Source organism: Proteus sp. PR00208 (genome assembly GCF_016238545.1).
GTDB lineage: Bacteria > Pseudomonadota > Gammaproteobacteria > Enterobacterales > Enterobacteriaceae > Proteus.
The window spans coordinates 79753-97202 of the sequence record NZ_JAEHQE010000005.1; the positions used below are offsets into that span (position 1 = coordinate 79753).

Here is a 17450-nt window from a genome sequence, read left to right on the forward strand (position 1 = left end):
AAACCCCGATTAATGAGGTTTGTTTTTTTTATTATTTAAACGACATACTCAATGGCAATTAGTGAATTGAGTAGAAAACATAGCGCAACATAAAGTCAGCGATAATTGCGATAACACAGCCAAGTGCAAAAATAGACTCAGTGGATTTCTCTTGATTTTTAAGGGCTAGGAATTTCACTAAACTATAACCACAAGCCAATACTGCAAAGGTTGCTAAGATCCAGCATGTAGTCCGTAACGAACCAATGGAGTAATAGACTTGAATAGGTGATAACGGGAATGTCACCGATTTTTGGCTATATAGAGTGCTAGTTAAATATTGCTCATAAAAAGGTTGATACAATAATCGACCCATTAAGCTAACTGCTATTATTCCCCATAGTTGCCATTTCCAACGCATTGGGAAAGAGGTTTGTGGTATTTCAATACCTAACTTATTTCCGACACGTTGCACTATTTTGAACAATAAAAAGAAAATTGCAGCACCTAGCGTTAACATTGCCCCGAAGAACATCACATACGTGTTGTTATCCATCCATGTCAAAATGGAGGTGTGGCGATAAATTGATGCCATGCAATAAATATCAAATAACCCAATCAGAATACTGGTACTTAATAACAGCATTGAGAGTTTGCGAGTGCGCCAGAGCCATAAAAAGGTTAAGCCTAGACAACCGACAAAAATAGCTGTGATAGCAACTTCACGACTTAGCCAAGCGGAAAAAACATTTCTAATCGCATTTGGGGCATTTAATGGCACACCTAAGTGAGTGATTGAGGCAATAGAGCCTAAACCTGCTAGTCCGCAAATAACAAATAAGGCCAATAGCATAAAGCGATAGTAGCTTTCTGCATTGAGATAATGAGAAAGGCGGCGAGCAAAAAGCCCTGTTGTTAGCGCAAGACCAATGGCCGCATTCATCATAAATGTGAAGATTAATAATGACCATTCATTCATTTTCTTTCTTCCTTATTATTAATTCCGTCATTATTGGCACCCTGATGTGGGTTAATAACAAGGTTTGGATGCGTTATTTCAGGGGAAGGTAAACCCGTGACATAATCTAAATCGCCATAGCGTTCACGTAGTTCATCAATAGGGCCAAATTGGATTGCACCTAACGGACAAGTAGCGACACAAACGGGTTGTTCACCTTTTTGCTGTAAATCGATGCAAAAATCGCATTTTGACATCTGTTTGGTTTCTGGGTTCATTTGTGGTGCGCCATAAGGGCAAGACCACGCACAAGCACCACAACCGACACATTTGTCTGTATCTACCATCACAATGCCATCACCTTCACGCTTATGCATTGCGGTTGTTGGGCAATTTTTAACGCAAATAGGATCGTCACAATGGTTACAAGAGATAGATAAGGTGTAAGCAAAGACATTATTAATCAGTGCGCCTTTAGGATTTCGGGTATACCCGCCACCCGTAATTTCATAGACACGACGAAATTTGCGCCCGACATCGAGGTTATTTTTATCTTTGCACGCAACCTGACACGCTTTACAACCTGAACAGCGAGCGCTATCGATATAAAATCCTAACTGTTTACTACTCACTGCGGGATAAACGATAAATTTACTCATGCTTTTGCTACCTCGACCAATAATGTTTGGTGAGCATTGCCGTGTGCCATTGCGGTGCTACGAGATGATGTTAATACGTTGGCACATCCACCTTGATCTATGCCTTTTGCATCAGGTTGCCACCAAGCACCTGCTTGCAAGGCGACAACACCAGGCATAATTCGTTGTGTTAATTTGACGGGAACCATGGTTACCCCGCGATCGTTATACACTTTGACTTTCTCGCCCTCTTTGATGTTTCTATCTTGGGCATCTAACGGATTAATCCACAGTTCTTGGCGTTGGACTTCTTGCAACCAAGGGTTAGCAAATTGTGTTGAGTTTGCGCGGTTACGCCCTTTCCATGTGATAAGTTGCAGAGGGAATTTATCCGTTAACGTATCTTCGGGGCCCTCAATTGCGGGTACATAATGAGAAAGCGCAGGAATATCGACATTATTCATGTCATATAAACGCTTAGAGAAGATCTCAATTTTTCCTGATGGTGTTGGGAATGGGTTATTCTCGATATCTTGGATATTTTTCTCAAATGCCACATTTTGCGTATGAGGACGATGTTTTAAGAGATGACGGCGTTTAACCAATAGCTCTTGAAAGGTTGGAATACCGTCTTCAGGACGTTTAACACTCGCGTCATTAACTAAATATTCAATCCAATCACGGTCAGTCTCTTTGCCTTCGCTAAATTGTTCGCCTACCCCTAATTTATCGGCAACTTCACGTAACCAATCGTAGTCAGTGCGACGCTCAAACTCAGGCTCAATTACTTTTTCAGAAAGAATAATGTAGTCGCCATAACTCCATGTACCACCGATGTTCCAACGTTCTAGGAAGCTGGTTTCTGGTAGTAAAATATCGGCGTATTTTGCACTTGGCGTAAGATAGAGATCACTACAGACGATAAACTCGACTTTCGATTCATCTTCAAGTATTTTCGCAGCATGAAGAATATCGGTATTTTGATTTGTCATGTAGTTACCGGCCATTGAGAAAATCATCTTGATTTCAGTATCAAGTTTCTCTGCATTCAGTAACCCATTTTGTGGTGTGACTAAACTTTTATCTTCACACGCTTGTACCCAGTTGGTGATATTGATTTTCGCTTTTACTGGGTTGATTAATAGGCTTGGCCCTGCGATGGTTTTACGCAGTTCAGAATTTAATGCCATTCCATAACCCGCAGCCCAACCACCACGCACTCCCACATTCCCCGTGATAGTGGCGAGTAAAGTAGCGCCACGCGCCGTCCGTTCACCACAAATATGACGTTGAGGCCCCCAGCCTTGCATTAATGCAGCAGGTTTTGTCGATGCGTATTCACGCGCTAATTGTTTAATAGTATCGGCAGGTACTTTAGTGATGGTTTCAGCCCATTCAGGGGTTTTCTTAATGCCATCTTTTTTACCCATTAAATAGGCAACTAAAGACTCATTTTCACCCACACCTTCTGGCATTTGGTGCTCATCAAAGCCGATTGTGTATTTATCAATAAAGGCTTGGTCATGCAGGTTTTCGCTGACGATGACATACATCATCGCATCCATCATCGCGTTATCTGTCGTGGGTAATAAAGGGATCCACTGATCAGCTAAAGAAGAGGCGGTATCAGAATAACGAGGGTCAACGACAATAAATTTAGTGCCGTTTTTCTTCATTTTTTGGAAAAAATGGTTTGAATGACCAAAAATAGTTTCGTTAGGATTATGACCCCATAAAATAACGAGAGGGGTATTTTCTAACGTATCTAATGTACTGCCACTGGCTGCGGTGCCGTATGTATAAGGCGTGACCGCAAGGGTATTGCCGTTACTGACAGAGTGATAGTTTTCCAGAAAACCGCCAGTGATATTAAACAGGCGACGTAACATATTCGCACCTGAGAAAATACCGCCAGTAACGCCCGTACTTAAACTCACAAAGCGAGACGCTGGACCATATTGCTGGTTAATGCGTTGCATATTTTGTGCGATAAGCGTGGTGGCTTCTTCCCAACTGATGCGCTCAAATTTGCCTTCGCCACGTTTCCCAACGCGTTTCATTGGGTATTTTAAACGGTCTGGGTGATAGACAAATTTACGATAACCACGGCCTCGTACACAGGCACGCATAATGGGCATCTCTTCATCTAAATCAGCATCTGGGCGTGTGCTAATACGGGTGACTTTGCCATCTTTTACATGGGCACGAATGTCACATTTGCCTCCACAGTCAAAGCTACTACAGGTTGAAACAACGCGCTCTCCATCTTCGGTTGTTATTGATTTTACTGGGATAGCGTTATCTGTTGTCGCAGCAAAAGAGTTTGATGCGAGAAAAGGAAGGGTGACTAATGCTGAGCTCGCTTGAATAAAGTGACGGCGGCTAACATCGTTGAGAATGCTCTTTGTATCACTATCGTGATCGGACTGATTGCTCATAATGAACTCTACCTTAAACATAATAGGCGGATCCCGATATACCCGATACTTGATATAAAGAATGTGCGTGTTTTTTCTAGGCTATGAATAAAGGGAATGTCTGGTATCCGCTGCATTATTATTGAATGCATAGATAATTGCAGAATGCTCGAAATAACCTCTGCGAGAGGGATAGTAGTTGATTAATCTTTTGCCAACATTCTAAAACCAGACAATGACATTTGAATTTCAGCCTATTTACGAGAGGTGTTAAAAGCTCGTTTTTTGATTGTTAATAGGGTTTGTTAAATAGATATCAAGAAGGTTGAAATTTCGCATAAGGTATTTTAGCTATATATTTAAATATATAACGATTTTAATTATATAGGTTATTATTTGCCAGTGTGTAGAGCGTGGGATAACTGCTATATTAAAAGGAAGAAAATAAAAAGAGAGTGGTTTAAATTGTGAGAAATGTACCTTTAAAAAGCGTTGATTCACTTGACCGAGATGTTATTGCGCTAGGTACAGACTATCTGCCTAATACGTTGTTAGAAACGCATCAACATCGTCGAGCTCAATTTTTATATCCTGCCACAGGCTTAATTGAAGTGAGTACCAATGATGGTGAGTGGGTTATTCCACCGTCTTGTGGCGTATGGATACCGCCAGAAACAGGGCATGAAACTCGTATGTTAGATGTGAGTACGCGAAGCTTGTATATCGAGCCTTCTGCTGCTCCTCGTCATAGTAAACAGTGTGAAGTGTTAAGTGTTTCTCCTCTCTTTCGTCAGTTGTTACTTGAAGCTGTTGATGTACCTGCGGAATATGACAAAAAAGGGCGAGATGGTCTTTTAATGCAGTTAATCCTATGTGAATTATCGAAAGCAAAACCATTACCGTTTTTTGCGCCTATTCCACAAGACAGTAAATTAGCTAAATTATGCCGTGATTTTATCCGTAATCCTAAAATAGATTCTTTACCGCAACAGTGGGCAGATAAATTACATAAAAGTGAGCGCTCTTTTAGCCGATTTTTTCGTCAGCAAACAGGAATGTCATTTTCACAATGGCGACAGCAAGTCTGTTTATTAAATTCATTAACACAAATCTTATCAGGACGCGGTATTACCGAGATTGCCTTTGATTTGGGTTATAACAGCGCTGGCTCATTCTCAACAATGTTTAAAAAACAGATGGGACAATCGCCTTCTCATTTTAGTATGGATGCATTGGATATTGATCGGTTTTAATATGAATAATAAAATAATTCTCTAATTAAATTAAATATAGATAATTTTTGAGTTTAAAAATAGATATACTCTTATTTTAAGTTAGATGTTAATTTTATTTAAATAAGTAGAAATAGTATTCTTAATAAACATCTTCTTTAGAAGATAGTTCTATTATTTTATCTCTTTTATACTTTGCTCTCTTTTAGTATAGAGATATGTTTGTGGGATTAATTCTTAAAGAACAATGTGTTATTGTGGAACATGATTGCTCTGATTGGTTAACAACTCAGTCTGAAGAAAATCCAACTATTGAATATTCGAATGGTTTAAAAATTTATGCAATTTTTAAACGACAGTTTCTTTCAGGTAAACAAAGTCGTGACAGAAAACAACGTCACCTAGGAGATAACTGTCCTTTAATTTCTACAAAAATGTGCAAATAGCTATTATCAAAACAATTTTACTTTCGCACCTCATTCCGTAAACAATAAGGTAGAACCACTAAGCTAAGTGCCGTAATAATTGCGGTCGCGGTTAGCACGACAAAAAAGGCATTTTCAAAGGCGATATTTGCTTGAGATATCACAAGAGAAGCCATGTCATTTGGCAATTTTTCTGCCACAATAAGAGCCTCATCTAAACTGTCATATACCGCATCATCAATTGTTAATGAGTCAGGTAATATCAGTTTTAAGGTGTACACGGTACTCATCAAACTGCCCATAAATGTCACACCAATCACACTACCGAGCTCATAAGCTACATCTTCAATTGATGCCGCCATTCCCGCTTGCCTATCTGCGACACTCAACATAATTGACGTAGATGCCGTGGTAAAGATAATACCTAAACCAAAGCCGATTAAGAATAAGCTACCGATTAACACCATTGGAGATGTTGTTTGATAAACAGCAATTAACCACAGATTTCCCACCAAAGTAAGCATAAATCCAGCAATAATTAAGCGAACTTCACCTAAACGCACCAAGAAATAACCTGCCAAGGGAGAAGCAAGTACAGAGCCAATAGGAATAGGTAAAATGACCAGCGCTGCATTCAGTGGAGTAAAACCCGCAATAAGCTGTAAACGCTGGCTAAGCAATAATTCAATGCCTACAATGATCACCATAGAAAGTACGGCCATTAAAATACCGATACTAAAAAAGCGGTTTTTAAATAACCTAAAGTCAATCATCGGGTGAGTCTGTTTACGTTGGCGTAGAGTAAATAGAGTGAGGAAAACTACGGCAATAATGGCGGCAATCGTCGCTTCATTCCACTGTGTATAAGGTTTTCCTATCTCTTTTAAGGCATAAATAGCACTGACCAAACCCACTAAAATGAGTACTGAGCTTAAGTAATCAATTTTATGATCACCATATCCCGAAAACTTAGGAATAAGCCAAATAGAGAACGGCAAGACAATAAGCACAATAGGGACGTTAATTAAAAAGACAGAACCCCACCAAAAATGTTCAAGTAACATGCCACCAATTAAAGGCCCTAAAGCAGCTCCGCCAGAAGCAACCGCAGACCAGATGCCAATCGCAATAGCTCGTTCTTGTGGATCGCTAAAAACTTGGCGCACGATTGATAGTGTTGCAGGCATACTCATTGCGGCACCCACGGCTAAAAAACCTCGAGAAGCAATTAAAGTGGTTGCTGTCGGTGAGAAAGCAGCACATAGAGAGGCAATCGCAAAAAGAGGAAGACCACAGATAAACAGCGTTTTATGACCAATTCTATCGGTTAGCATACCTGCTGCGGGTAATAATCCAGCAACAATTAATGGATAAGCATTCATTATCCAAAGTTTTTCTGAAGCACTTGCGTTTAAATCATAAGTTAAACGTGGCAATGCGGTATAAAGCACGGTTACATCAACAACAATGAGAAACAGCATGCTAGATACCAAAAGTAATACTATCCAACGTTTATAATCTTTTATCATAGAAATCTCAGTTATTTTTATGTGTATTATTTTTACTAGCGGCTATAATATAAATCCATACGAACGTATTGAAAAGAGGTTTTTTTTATGGGACGTCAAAGAACCATTGATAGAGAAAAACTGTTAGAAGCTATCTTCGACATTGTCATGGAGCAAGGAGCGGCAGCATTAACGATTGATACTGTTGCAAAAAAAATGGGGATCTCAAAAGGGGGCGTTCAATACTGTTTTAGTAGCAAAGAAGCAATGATTGATGCGATGTTTGAGCACTGGGAAGGCAGTTATGAAACGCAATTTAAAAAAATCGTTGAAAACGATAACTCACCTGAAAATCGAGTCACTGCACATATTCATGCCACTCATAATCATGACAAAGTCTCTTTTGCTAAAGGAGCGAGTTTGATGGCAGCATTGCTGCAAACGCCTGAATATCTACAAAGTACAAAAGAGTGGTATCAGCAACGATTAGCAGGTGTAGATATGACAACAGAAGCTGGAAAACGGGCAAGATTGGCATTTTTAGCGACAGAAGGCACTTTTTTACTGCGCTATTTTGGATTAATGGATATTGATGATAACGAATGGCAATCTATCTTTGAAGATATTGATTCAGAGTTACTTCAGCAAGGGAAAAGGCAATAAAAAAGCATGTTGTTAATGAGAAGAACAACATGCTTTTTATTGAAGATAATAGGGCTAAATGGAATTAGTAATACATTGTAATTAGTAATACATAGCAATTAGCTTATTATCTAGCTCTTTAACGTCAACGGGTGTATCGAAAATATCTTCGATAATCTCTGCTTTCATGATCTCTTTTGGTGAACCGTGATAATACAGTTGTCCGTTACGCATGGCTAAAATATAGTCAGAATAAACAGAAGCAAAATTGATATCATGAATAACGATAATAATGGTTTTTCCTAATTCATCTGCTGCTTTTCGCAGAAGTTTCATCATGATTACCGCATGCTTCATATCAAGATTATTCAGTGGTTCATCAAGCATGACATATTCTGTGTCTTGGCATAGCACCATCGCAACATAGGTACGTTGACGTTGCCCACCCGATAATTCATCTAGATAACGGTGACGAAATTCAGTCAAATTTAAAAAGTCTAATGACTCATCAATGACTTTTTTATCATCGAGCGTTAAACGACCTTTGCTGTAAGGATAGCGACCAAAGCCAACTAATTCTTCTACGGTTAAACGGCTAACAAACTGGTTTTCTTGGCGCAGTATTGAAAGATTTCTAGCAAGAACATCGCTATCAGTTGCAGCAACATCCATACCATTAACGCTCACCATGCCACTTTCAGGAAGTAATAGACGTCCAATAACAGAAAGTAGTGTGGATTTACCCGCGCCATTAGGGCCTATGATCGAAGTAATACCGCCACGTTGAATTGTTGTTGTAATATTATCGAGAACGGTCGTGTCTTGATAACGTTTTGATATTTTGCTGATTTCAATCATATTAAAGTCTTCTTAACACCAAATAGATAAAGAACATCCCACCAACAAACTCAATCACAACAGAAAGTGTTCCTGTCATTTTTAAGCCATATTCTAAAACCAGTTGCCCACCGATTAAGGCAATAGTGCCCAGTAGGAAGGCTACGGGCATCAAGAAACGGTGCTGGCTACTGCCACTGATATGATAAGCGAGGTTAGCGACAATTAACCCTAAGAAGGTTAACGGACCCACTAACGCCGTTGATACGGCCACTAGAACAGAAATCAGTAACAGAATATAAGTGGTTTGTTTGCGGTAATTAATACCGAGGTTAATGGCATTGGCTTGTCCTAATGCCATGACATCAAAGCTATAACGCATACGCCAAAGTAAAACACCGACAACCACAATCATGGCTAAGGCACAAAAGATAAGATCAGGCGTTGCACGGGTGAAAGTGGCAAACATACGACTTTGTAAGACGGAAAACTCATTGGGATCCATCAAACGTTGTAATAGCGTAGCTGAACTACGAAATAAAGTGCCTAAAATAATCCCGATCATCAGGACTAAGTTAATGTTAAAGCGTACCGAACTAAACAACCAACGATAGAGCACAACAGAAAATAGCACCAGCAATGTCGATTCTAAGAAGAACTTTGATAGGTTCAACATCCACGAGGCAGGCATATCCCCTTCAAAGAAAATAAACACAGTTTGTAGTAATACAAACAGGGCTTCTAACCCCATAAGTGAGGGTGTCAAAATACGGTTATTCGCGATGGTTTGAAACAATATCGTGGAAACACCTGCGGCAAACGCTACCACAATCATTGTAAGTACAATATAAGCACGGTGAGTCAGAATATAAGAGATATTGCCGTTTAGGTTTATCGTCATAAATAACACAATGGATAATAACGATGCCCCTAATAATAACCAAATACGAGACATAGGTGAGAGGCGCGTTTTCTTATGTTCGACAGCGCCAGTACATTTGCTAATTATGGATGAATTAACTTTTTGCATAACGTTGCTGCTTTAATATTAAGAAAAGGAAAATAACGGCACCCACTGCGCCTAAAATAACGCTGGCAGGAATTTCAAATGGGTAGCGAATAAGGCGACCAATCACATCACACAGTAAAACAATTGCACCACCACTCAAGCAAACCCAAGGAATGGTTTTGCGGATGTTATCGCCCATTACTAAGCTCACCAGATTGGGCACAATTAAGCCGAGGAAAGGTAATGCGCCGACAACGGAAACCACAACACCACTAATCAGTGCAATAATGGATAACCCAATGATCATCACTTTGCGGTAATTGAGTCCCACGTTAATGGAAAATTCACGCCCCATTCCGGCAACAGTAAAGCTATCAGCTACCCAACACGCCATGATTGCTAGCGCACCGACAAGCCATAACAGCTCATAACGGCCTTGTAACACACTTGAGAAATCGCCACTTGTCCATGCATCTAATGATTGCAGTAAATCGAAATATACCGCTAAGAAGATGGTGAGTGCGCCAATAACTGCACTGAGCATAATGCCCACTAAAGGTACTATTAGTGTTGTTTTTAAGGTGATCCTTTGCAAAAGCAACATAAATAACAAAGTACCAAGAAGGGCAAAAACAGTTGCAACCATCATTTTGGTAAAGATGCCAGCGGCTGGAAAGACCAACATGACAACTAATAAGCCAAGACTTGCAGATTGTGTTGTTCCTGCAAGAGAAGGTTCAACGAAGCGGTTTTGAGTGAGTAGTTGCATGATTAAACCTGCAACACTAATGGCACCACCAGCGAGTAATAATGATAGGGTTCTTGGCACACGGCTGATAAAGAAGATATCGCGCATATCGGGATCAGAAAAAAGCGAAGCAGGAGTAATATCTCCTGCGCCGACAAATAGACTGATCATTGAGAGGATAGCAACAATCCCTATCCCCAATGATAAATGGAACGTTTTCATTCGATTATTTTATTTTTTCTGATCCAAAGCCTGATTAATGGTATCCATTAAGCGAGAGTAAGTTTGGATCCCGCCTGAAATGTAAATAGAGCTTGAATCAAGATAGATAACTTGGTCTTTGTTCCAAGCGTTTACTTTTCTTACCAGTGCGTTATCGAGAACTTGTTGAGCAGGTTGTGAATCTTCACGACCAATTGCTGCATCACGGTCAATGACAAACAGCCAATCTGGGTTAAGTTTTAACAGTAATTCAGAGTTAACGATGTTGCCGTGTGAACCTGGGCTATCAAAAACATAAGCGGGTTCAAAACCTAATACATCATAGATAAAGCCAAAGCGAGAGCCTGGCCCATAAGCTGAAATTTTACCGCCACTGACTAAAACCACCATTGCTTTACCCGCATCTGGGGTTTTTGATTTTACGGTAGCAATTTTGCTATTGAAATCAGCCAATAATTTTTTAGCTTGCTCTTCTTTACCAAAAATTTGACCTAATGTGGTTGTGCGTTCAGCAAGGCTTTCAATAAAACGCTTAGGATCGATATCCATTGAAATCGCAGGTGCAATTTCACTTAATTTAGGATAAGCATCACGCGCACGGCTACCACTTAAAATTAAATCAGGCGCTGTTGTGCTGAGCTTTTCATAGTTTGGCTCAAATAAGGCACCTTCATTGATGTAATCGTTCGGATTGGTGTACTTCTCTAAGAATTTTGGTAAATGAACATTCGTTTGTGGAAGACCAACAATAGAAACACCTAATGCATCAATAATATCGAGGGTTTCCATATTCATCACAACCACTTTTTGTGGGTGTGCAGGGATTTCAGTTGTCCCTTGGAAATGTTCAATCGTGAGAGTTTGTTTCTCTGCTGATTGTGTTGTTGATGTGTCTTGAGCGTTATCACAACCTGCGATAACAAGTGAAGAAAGCAGTAAGAACAGTGGGCTTAATGACTTTTTAAACATTCTCTTTCCCATATTGTTGCAACACGAAATAACACGGATCTTTACAGCAGTGGCCTAAATATCGATCCACAAAAAAGACGATAATACCATCAAAAATATAAAGAGTAATGATACTAATTCACATTCTCATAATAATAAAGAATTAACTTGACTAAAATGGCGAAATTTTGCGAGTAGTCATAGGTGTTAATCAGAAAGACAAATTTCGTGACGTGAAAGAACTCTTAAGATTATTTGCTCAATTTGTGAAGAGTGTCAAAAGAGTAGGTCAAGGAGAGACAATTCTGAACCTATAAGAAATATCGTTAACCAGTATCATTGCGTATACTTCATTCAAGCAGAAACAATCCTTATTTTAATCTTACTTCGGTTTCTGTACTGACACAGTAATGAATGCACAAGAGAAAGCCTTGTTATCTCTAGGGTAAATCGTTGCCAACTCAAGAGGGTTTTATGCAAAAGAAATATATTTACTTATTTTGTTCTGCTGGCATGTCAACATCTCTTCTCGTGACCAAAATGCGAGCACAAGCAGAAAAATATGAGGTGCCTGTGGTCATTGAAGCATTTCCTGAAACCTTAGCAGCACAAAAAGGACAGGATGCGGATCTGATTTTACTGGGTCCACAAATTAGCTGGATGTTGCCTGATATCCAAAAATTACTCCCTAATAAACCGGTCGAAGTGATCGATTCTTTGTTATACGGAAAAGTAGATGGCTTAGGTGTGTTAAAAGCCGCTGTCGCCTCTATTAAAAAAGCATCTGCAACAACAAATTAATTCTATTTTTTATTTTTTTATTATTTCTATTCCAGTCAAAGAGCGAATTTTTCAGCAAGCCGAGCAATTAGCGGCATTTTAAGGGTATTTTTCTATGAGTAAGTTTATTGGTTCACTTGAAAAGGTACTCCTTCCTTTTGCGGTTAAAATTGGAAAGCAACCTCACGTTAATGCGATTAAAAATGGCTTTATTCGTTTAATGCCATTAACCCTTGCAGGGGCAATGTTTGTACTTATCAATAACGTTTTTCTTAGTTTTGGTGATGGCTCCTTCTTTTATTCTTTAGGTATCCGCCTTGATGCATCAACAATAGAAACGCTCAATGGTTTTAAAGCCATCGGGGGAAATGTCTATAATGGTACATTGGGTATAATGTCGTTGATGGCACCGTTCTTTATCGGAATGGCATTAGCAGAAGAGCGTAAAGTTGACCCGATTGCAGCAGGTTTACTTTCCATTGCAGCCTTTATGACAGTAACACCTTATAACGCAGGTGGTGCTTATGCAGTCGGCGCTAATTGGTTAGGCGGGGCAAATATCATTTCAGGTATCATTATTGGTCTTGTTGTGGCTGAAATGTTTACCTTTATTGTGCGTCGTAACTGGGTAATCCGTTTACCAGATAGCGTACCCGCATCTGTTTCACGTTCATTCTCTGCATTAATTCCAGGCTTTATTATTTTATCAGTCATGGGGATTGTTTCGTGGGGATTAGCAACGTATGAAACGAACTTCCATCAAATTATTTTAGATTCTATCTCAACACCATTAGCATCAATGGGATCTGTGGTTGGTTGGGCTTATGTTATCTTCACTTCTCTACTGTGGTTCTTTGGTATTCATGGATCACTCGCTCTTGCTGCACTTGATAGTGGCATTATGACGCCTTGGGCGTTAGAGAACGTGTCAATTTACACCGAATACGGTTCAGTGGAAGCGGCACTGGCAGCGGGTAAGACGTTCCACCTCTGGGCAAAACCAATGTTAGACTCCTTTATCTTCTTAGGCGGTACAGGGGCAACACTGGGACTTATTCTGGCTATCTTTATCGCATCTCGTCGTGCCGATCATCGCCAAGTGGCAAAACTGGCATTACCAGCAGGTTTATTCCAAATTAACGAACCGATTATTTTTGGTCTGCCTGTGATTATGAACCCAGTGATGTTTATTCCATTTATTCTTATTCAGCCTATTCTTGCTGCGATTACGGTGACGGCTTATTACTTAGGGATAATCCCACCAGTGACAAATATTGCGCCGTGGACAATGCCAACCGGACTAGGTGCTTTCTTTAATACCAACGGTAGTATTGCGGCACTGTTATTAGCACTGTTTAACTTGGGTGTTGCCACACTGATTTATCTGCCTTTCGTGATTATTTCAAATAAAGCGCAAACTGAAATTGAAAAAGAAGAAAGTGAAGAAGATATTGCCAATGCGTTGAAATTTTAAGTGATAGAAAACACAAGTGCAGAGGCTTCTCTGCACTTGCAGTGTCAAAGAGGAAATATGATGTTAGATATTGAAAATGCTGTTGATAGCAGTGCAACCGATGATGAATTTGAAGAGATCATTATGGGGCTTATCATTAACTCAGGCCAAGCTCGTAGTGTGGCTTATGGCGCGTTAAAAAAAGCCAAAGAAGGTGATTTTGATGGCGCGAGAAAATTAATGGAACAATCTCGCGAAGCATTAAATGAAGCACATAAAATACAGACTCGTTTAATTGGTGATGACCAAGGTGTAGGAAAAACGAAAGTCAGTTTGGTATTAGTTCACGCGCAAGATCATTTAATGACATCAATGTTAGCCAGAGAGTTGGTGACAGAATTAATCGAGTTACATGAGAAGATAAAATAAGATGAATACCGTGGTGGAGTCATTGAGAGCGCAAAGCGAAATACGCATGGTCTATGAAGATCAGCTATTTAATGGCAAAAACTTTCATGTCTTTATTTATAATAAAACAGAAAGTGTTAGTGGATTGCATCAGCATGACTATTATGAATTCACCATTGTATTAACAGGGCGCTATTATCAAGAGATAAATGGTAAAAAGATTTTACTCGAACGTGGTGATTTTGTTTTTATTCCCATTGGTTCTCATCATCAAAGTTTTTATGAATTTGGTGCAACTCGTATTCTCAATGTGGGTATTAGCAAAGCCTTTTTTGATAAACATTATCTCTCGTTACTGCCTTCTTATTTTGTTGCCTCACAAGTTTATGAATTAAAAAATGAGTTTCTTTCCTATATTGAATCGGTTGTTGGATCACTGAATTTCCGCCATACCGAATTTAATGAGTTTATTGAAATTATCACCTTTAATGTGGTGAATAGATTACGACACCATCGAGAAAATAGAACACAAGACGATATTCCCTTATGGCTGAAAGACACTGTAAGCGAGATGCATGACAAACAAAAATTTGGTGAAAATGCATTGGCGAATATGGTGATGTTATCAGGGAAATCACAAGAATATTTAACCCGAGCAACTCGGCGTTATTACGATAAAACACCCATGCAAATTATTCATGATATTCGAATTAATTTTGCGAAAAAACAATTGGAAATTACAAACTATTCGATAACAGATATTGCTTTTGATGCAGGTTACAGCAGCCCAAGTTTATTTATTAAGACATTTAAGAAAATAACTTCGCTGACTCCAAATAGTTATCGAAAAAATTTATACAGCATTAAAGAAACAAACTAATTCATTATTAAGCGTAAGAAATTAATCAACAATAAAGATTAATTTTATCGAAAATAGAGAGAAAGAAGAAAATAAGCTTATTTTCTTCATGGCTCTTTACGCCTTAATTTCGCCATTAATACACAAATAACAGCACTATTACGCTGTATGGGAGTATTTTATGAGTCATAAATTAAAAGTAGTTACCATTGGTGGTGGAAGCAGCTATACGCCTGAATTACTAGAAGGTTTTATTAAGCGTTATCATGAACTACCCATCACTGAATTATGGTTAGTGGATGTTGAAGAAGGGCAAGAGAAGCTTGATATTATTTTTGAGCTTTGCCAACGCATGGTAAAAAAGGCGGATATTCCTTTAACCATTTATAAAACACTTAATCGCCGTGAAGCATTAAAAGACGCTGATTTTGTCACGACACAATTGCGTGTTGGTCAATTGAAAGCAAGAGAGCTTGATGAATCAATTCCTTTAAGTCATGGTTATTTAGGGCAAGAAACCAATGGTGCTGGTGGGCTATTTAAAGGTTTACGCACTATCCCTGTTATTTTCGATATTATTAAGGATGTTGAAGAGATTTGCCCTAATGCGTGGATCATCAACTTTACGAATCCAGCTGGCATGGTGACAGAAGCCGTTTATCGCCATACCAATTTTAAGAAGTTTATTGGGGTTTGTAATATTCCAATCGGTATGAAGATGTTTATTACAGATGTTCTTAACCTGACGGATAAAGATGAACTCTCCATTGATTTATTTGGCTTAAATCATATGGTGTTTATTAAAGACGTTATTGTAAATGGTCAGTCTCGCTTCCCTGAATTATTAGATGGCGTGGCTTCAGGAACATTAACCGCGGGCTCTGTGAAAAATATTTTTGATCTACCATTTAGTGAAGGCTTGATCCGCTCTCTTAATATGCTGCCGTGCTCTTATTTGCTGTATTACTTCAAGCAAAAAGAGATGTTAGCTATTGAAATGGGTGAATACTATAAAGGCGGTGCTCGCGCTAAAGTAGTACAAAAAGTCGAAAAACAATTGTTTGAATTGTATAAAGATCCTGATTTAAATATCAAACCGAAAGAGTTGGAATTACGTGGTGGTGCTTATTATTCTGATGCAGCCTGTGAAGTGATTAATGCTATTTATAATGATAAACAAGCTGAGCATTATGTGAATATTCCACATCATGGTCATATCGATAATATTCCAGCAGATTGGTCAATTGAAGTGACTGCTATTTTAGGGCGTGATGGCGCTAAACCTCATCCTCGTTTAACACATTTTGATGAAAAAGTGATGGGATTAATTCATACCATCAAAGCCTTTGAAATCGCGGCCAGCAAAGCGGCTATTAGTGGCGAATTAAATGATGCTTTATTAGCGATGAACTTAACACCGTTAGTACTTTCAGATAAAGATGCAGAAGTACTTACGCGTGAAATGTTATTAGCACATAAAGCACATCTACCTAATTTTGCCAAAGCAATTGCTGAGTTAGAAAAAGCCTCTCATTAATTGTCAGTAGATAAAAATAAGTAATAAGGAGACAGAATGGCTGGTTTATTAATTGTGAATGCGGATGATTTCGGGCTAAGTAAAGGTCAAAACTACGGTATTGCAGAGTGTTTTCGTCATGGCGTGGTTAGCTCAACAACGGCACTTGTCAATGCTGAAGGAATTAAACATGCAGCACAATTGCGTCATGAGTTGCCTGGATTAGGTGTTGGGCTTCATTTTACGTTGACGATGGGTAAACCGCTGTCTCCTTTATCTTCTTTAACGCGTGAAGGGGTGCTAGGGAAATGGGTCTGGCAAATGGCAGAAGAGGGCAATTTGCCACTTGATGAAATACGTGTTGAGCTTAGCGCTCAATATCAGCGTTTTATTGAGATCTTTGGTTGTGAACCAGACCATATTGATAGCCATCATCATGTGCATATGTTCAAGCAAATTTTTCCTATTGTGGCGGAATTTGCCAAAGAAAAATCGTTACCAATGCGCGTTGATAGACCTTTAGCGCAAAAAGAGGGCATTGATACTCAAGGTGTGATCAGTAGTGAGGGTTTCGATAGCCAGTTTTATGGTGATGAAATCACACAGGCTTTATTTTTAAAGGTGCTTGATGAATCAAAAGCACGTCGTGAGCACTCTCTTGAAGTGATGACACATCCTGCTTTTATTGATAATTCGTTACGTGCAAGTGGTTATTGCTTTCAGCGCTTAACGGAGCTTGAAGTATTAACAGATATCACGTTAAAACAAGCGATTGAGGAACGAGGTTATCAGCTAGGCACTTATCAAGATTTAATAAAATGATTTAGAAAGTTGTTTAGACAATCGGTGTCTGTGTTATTCCCTAGTGTGG

General features: G+C 39.1%; 16 protein-coding genes and 1 pseudogene. 9 read left to right on the plus strand and 8 right to left on the minus strand.

The window, feature by feature from the left end; all coding sequences use genetic code 11:
* Nucleotides 1-58: 58 nt before the first annotated feature.
* Genes JEP36_RS05600 through JEP36_RS05610 form a run of 3 tightly spaced genes read right to left on the minus strand, consistent with a single transcriptional unit; the run spans nucleotide 59 to nucleotide 4013 of the window.
* Entirely contained in the window at nucleotides 59-958 is a 900-nt protein-coding gene (locus JEP36_RS05600) for a dimethyl sulfoxide reductase anchor subunit family protein (RefSeq protein WP_198629964.1), read from the minus strand.
* Nucleotides 955-1596, minus strand: a complete 642-nt coding sequence (locus tag JEP36_RS05605; RefSeq protein ID WP_198620125.1) for a DMSO/selenate family reductase complex B subunit — start codon at nucleotides 1594-1596, stop codon at nucleotides 955-957. The genes JEP36_RS05600 and JEP36_RS05605 overlap by 4 nt, the downstream gene beginning before the upstream one ends.
* Nucleotides 1593-4013, minus strand: a complete 2421-nt coding sequence (locus JEP36_RS05610) for a DMSO/selenate family reductase complex A subunit (RefSeq protein WP_198629965.1) — start codon at nucleotides 4011-4013, stop codon at nucleotides 1593-1595. Before JEP36_RS05610 ends, JEP36_RS05605 begins: the two co-directional genes overlap by 4 nt.
* 446 nt (nucleotides 4014-4459) lie before the next feature.
* Here JEP36_RS05610 and JEP36_RS05615 point away from each other — a divergent pair, with 446 nt between their 5' ends.
* Nucleotides 4460-5245, plus strand: a complete 786-nt coding sequence (locus tag JEP36_RS05615) for an AraC family transcriptional regulator (protein WP_198620123.1) — start codon at nucleotides 4460-4462, stop codon at nucleotides 5243-5245.
* Nucleotides 5246-5448: 203 nt separating this feature from the next.
* Nucleotides 5449-5649: pseudogene (locus tag JEP36_RS17875) on the plus strand (hypothetical protein); the annotation flags it as partial.
* 38 nt (nucleotides 5650-5687) lie between these two features.
* Here JEP36_RS17875 and JEP36_RS05620 read toward each other — a convergent pair.
* Nucleotides 5688-7178, minus strand: coding sequence for an MFS transporter (locus tag JEP36_RS05620; protein WP_198629966.1), 1491 nt, complete (start codon nucleotides 7176-7178; stop codon nucleotides 5688-5690).
* Between the two features lie 87 nt (nucleotides 7179-7265).
* On the opposite strand from JEP36_RS05620, the gene JEP36_RS05625 reads away from it, so the two are divergent.
* Nucleotides 7266-7820 (plus strand): TetR/AcrR family transcriptional regulator, encoded by a 555-nt coding sequence (locus JEP36_RS05625; RefSeq protein WP_198620121.1) that lies wholly within the window; start codon nucleotides 7266-7268, stop codon nucleotides 7818-7820.
* 81 nt (nucleotides 7821-7901) lie between these two features.
* On the opposite strand, the gene JEP36_RS05630 is transcribed toward JEP36_RS05625, so the two are convergent.
* Genes JEP36_RS05630 through JEP36_RS05645 form a run of 4 tightly spaced genes read right to left on the minus strand, consistent with a single transcriptional unit; the run spans nucleotide 7902 to nucleotide 11584 of the window.
* Complete coding sequence (locus JEP36_RS05630) at nucleotides 7902-8657, minus strand: iron ABC transporter ATP-binding protein (protein ID WP_196533912.1); 756 nt, start codon at nucleotides 8655-8657, stop codon at nucleotides 7902-7904.
* Between the two features lies 1 nt (nucleotide 8658).
* Nucleotides 8659-9666 (minus strand): iron chelate uptake ABC transporter family permease subunit, encoded by a 1008-nt coding sequence (locus JEP36_RS05635; protein ID WP_109373745.1) that lies wholly within the window; start codon nucleotides 9664-9666, stop codon nucleotides 8659-8661.
* Nucleotides 9653-10615, minus strand: a complete 963-nt coding sequence (locus tag JEP36_RS05640) for an ABC transporter permease (RefSeq protein WP_198626276.1) — start codon at nucleotides 10613-10615, stop codon at nucleotides 9653-9655. Before JEP36_RS05640 ends, JEP36_RS05635 begins: the two co-directional genes overlap by 14 nt.
* Nucleotides 10616-10624: 9 nt before the next feature.
* Nucleotides 10625-11584, minus strand: coding sequence for a siderophore ABC transporter substrate-binding protein (locus JEP36_RS05645; RefSeq protein ID WP_198620120.1), 960 nt, complete (start codon nucleotides 11582-11584; stop codon nucleotides 10625-10627).
* A 453-nt stretch (nucleotides 11585-12037) separates the two neighbouring features.
* Between JEP36_RS05645 and JEP36_RS05650 the strand changes: the two genes are divergently transcribed.
* From JEP36_RS05650 to chbG, 6 genes are all read left to right on the plus strand, one after another.
* Nucleotides 12038-12364, plus strand: a complete 327-nt coding sequence (locus JEP36_RS05650; protein ID WP_069369489.1) for a PTS sugar transporter subunit IIB — start codon at nucleotides 12038-12040, stop codon at nucleotides 12362-12364.
* A 94-nt stretch (nucleotides 12365-12458) separates the two neighbouring features.
* On the plus strand, nucleotides 12459-13817 hold the full coding sequence (gene chbC, locus JEP36_RS05655; protein ID WP_023583173.1) for a PTS N,N'-diacetylchitobiose transporter subunit IIC: 1359 nt from the start codon (nucleotides 12459-12461) through the stop codon (nucleotides 13815-13817).
* Nucleotides 13818-13877: 60 nt separating this feature from the next.
* Nucleotides 13878-14225: a PTS N,N'-diacetylchitobiose transporter subunit IIA gene (gene chbA, locus JEP36_RS05660; protein WP_088494268.1), complete on the plus strand. Its 348-nt coding sequence runs from the start codon at nucleotides 13878-13880 to the stop codon at nucleotides 14223-14225.
* Between the two features lies 1 nt (nucleotide 14226).
* Nucleotides 14227-15084, plus strand: coding sequence for a transcriptional regulator ChbR (gene chbR, locus JEP36_RS05665; protein WP_198620118.1), 858 nt, complete (start codon nucleotides 14227-14229; stop codon nucleotides 15082-15084).
* Nucleotides 15085-15244: 160 nt separating this feature from the next.
* Nucleotides 15245-16600, plus strand: coding sequence for a 6-phospho-beta-glucosidase (locus tag JEP36_RS05670; protein ID WP_198620117.1), 1356 nt, complete (start codon nucleotides 15245-15247; stop codon nucleotides 16598-16600).
* Between the two features lie 36 nt (nucleotides 16601-16636).
* Complete coding sequence (gene chbG, locus JEP36_RS05675) at nucleotides 16637-17401, plus strand: chitin disaccharide deacetylase (protein WP_198620116.1); 765 nt, start codon at nucleotides 16637-16639, stop codon at nucleotides 17399-17401.
* Nucleotides 17402-17450 lie beyond the last annotated feature (49 nt).

What these genes read in the sequence shown, in the direction of transcription:
- JEP36_RS05645 (WP_198620120.1), bottom strand. Translation starts at nt 11,584, where the DNA reads ATGTTTAAAAAGTCATTAAGCCCACTGTTCTTACTGCTTTCTTCACTT.
- JEP36_RS05640 (WP_198626276.1), bottom strand. Translation starts at nt 10,615, where the DNA reads ATGAAAACGTTCCATTTATCATTGGGGATAGGGATTGTTGCTATCCTC.
- JEP36_RS05635 (WP_109373745.1), bottom strand. Translation starts at nt 9,666, where the DNA reads ATGCAAAAAGTTAATTCATCCATAATTAGCAAATGTACTGGCGCTGTC.
- chbA (WP_088494268.1), top strand. Translation starts at nt 13,878, where the DNA reads ATGTTAGATATTGAAAATGCTGTTGATAGCAGTGCAACCGATGATGAA.
- JEP36_RS05610 (WP_198629965.1), bottom strand. Translation starts at nt 4,013, where the DNA reads ATGAGCAATCAGTCCGATCACGATAGTGATACAAAGAGCATTCTCAAC.
- JEP36_RS05605 (WP_198620125.1), bottom strand. Translation starts at nt 1,596, where the DNA reads ATGAGTAAATTTATCGTTTATCCCGCAGTGAGTAGTAAACAGTTAGGA.
- JEP36_RS05600 (WP_198629964.1), bottom strand. Translation starts at nt 958, where the DNA reads ATGAATGAATGGTCATTATTAATCTTCACATTTATGATGAATGCGGCC.
- chbR (WP_198620118.1), top strand. Translation starts at nt 14,227, where the DNA reads ATGAATACCGTGGTGGAGTCATTGAGAGCGCAAAGCGAAATACGCATG.
- JEP36_RS05620 (WP_198629966.1), bottom strand. Translation starts at nt 7,178, where the DNA reads ATGATAAAAGATTATAAACGTTGGATAGTATTACTTTTGGTATCTAGC.
- JEP36_RS05650 (WP_069369489.1), top strand. Translation starts at nt 12,038, where the DNA reads ATGCAAAAGAAATATATTTACTTATTTTGTTCTGCTGGCATGTCAACA.
- JEP36_RS05670 (WP_198620117.1), top strand. Translation starts at nt 15,245, where the DNA reads ATGAGTCATAAATTAAAAGTAGTTACCATTGGTGGTGGAAGCAGCTAT.
- chbG (WP_198620116.1), top strand. Translation starts at nt 16,637, where the DNA reads ATGGCTGGTTTATTAATTGTGAATGCGGATGATTTCGGGCTAAGTAAA.
- JEP36_RS05630 (WP_196533912.1), bottom strand. Translation starts at nt 8,657, where the DNA reads ATGATTGAAATCAGCAAAATATCAAAACGTTATCAAGACACGACCGTT.
- JEP36_RS05625 (WP_198620121.1), top strand. Translation starts at nt 7,266, where the DNA reads ATGGGACGTCAAAGAACCATTGATAGAGAAAAACTGTTAGAAGCTATC.
- chbC (WP_023583173.1), top strand. Translation starts at nt 12,459, where the DNA reads ATGAGTAAGTTTATTGGTTCACTTGAAAAGGTACTCCTTCCTTTTGCG.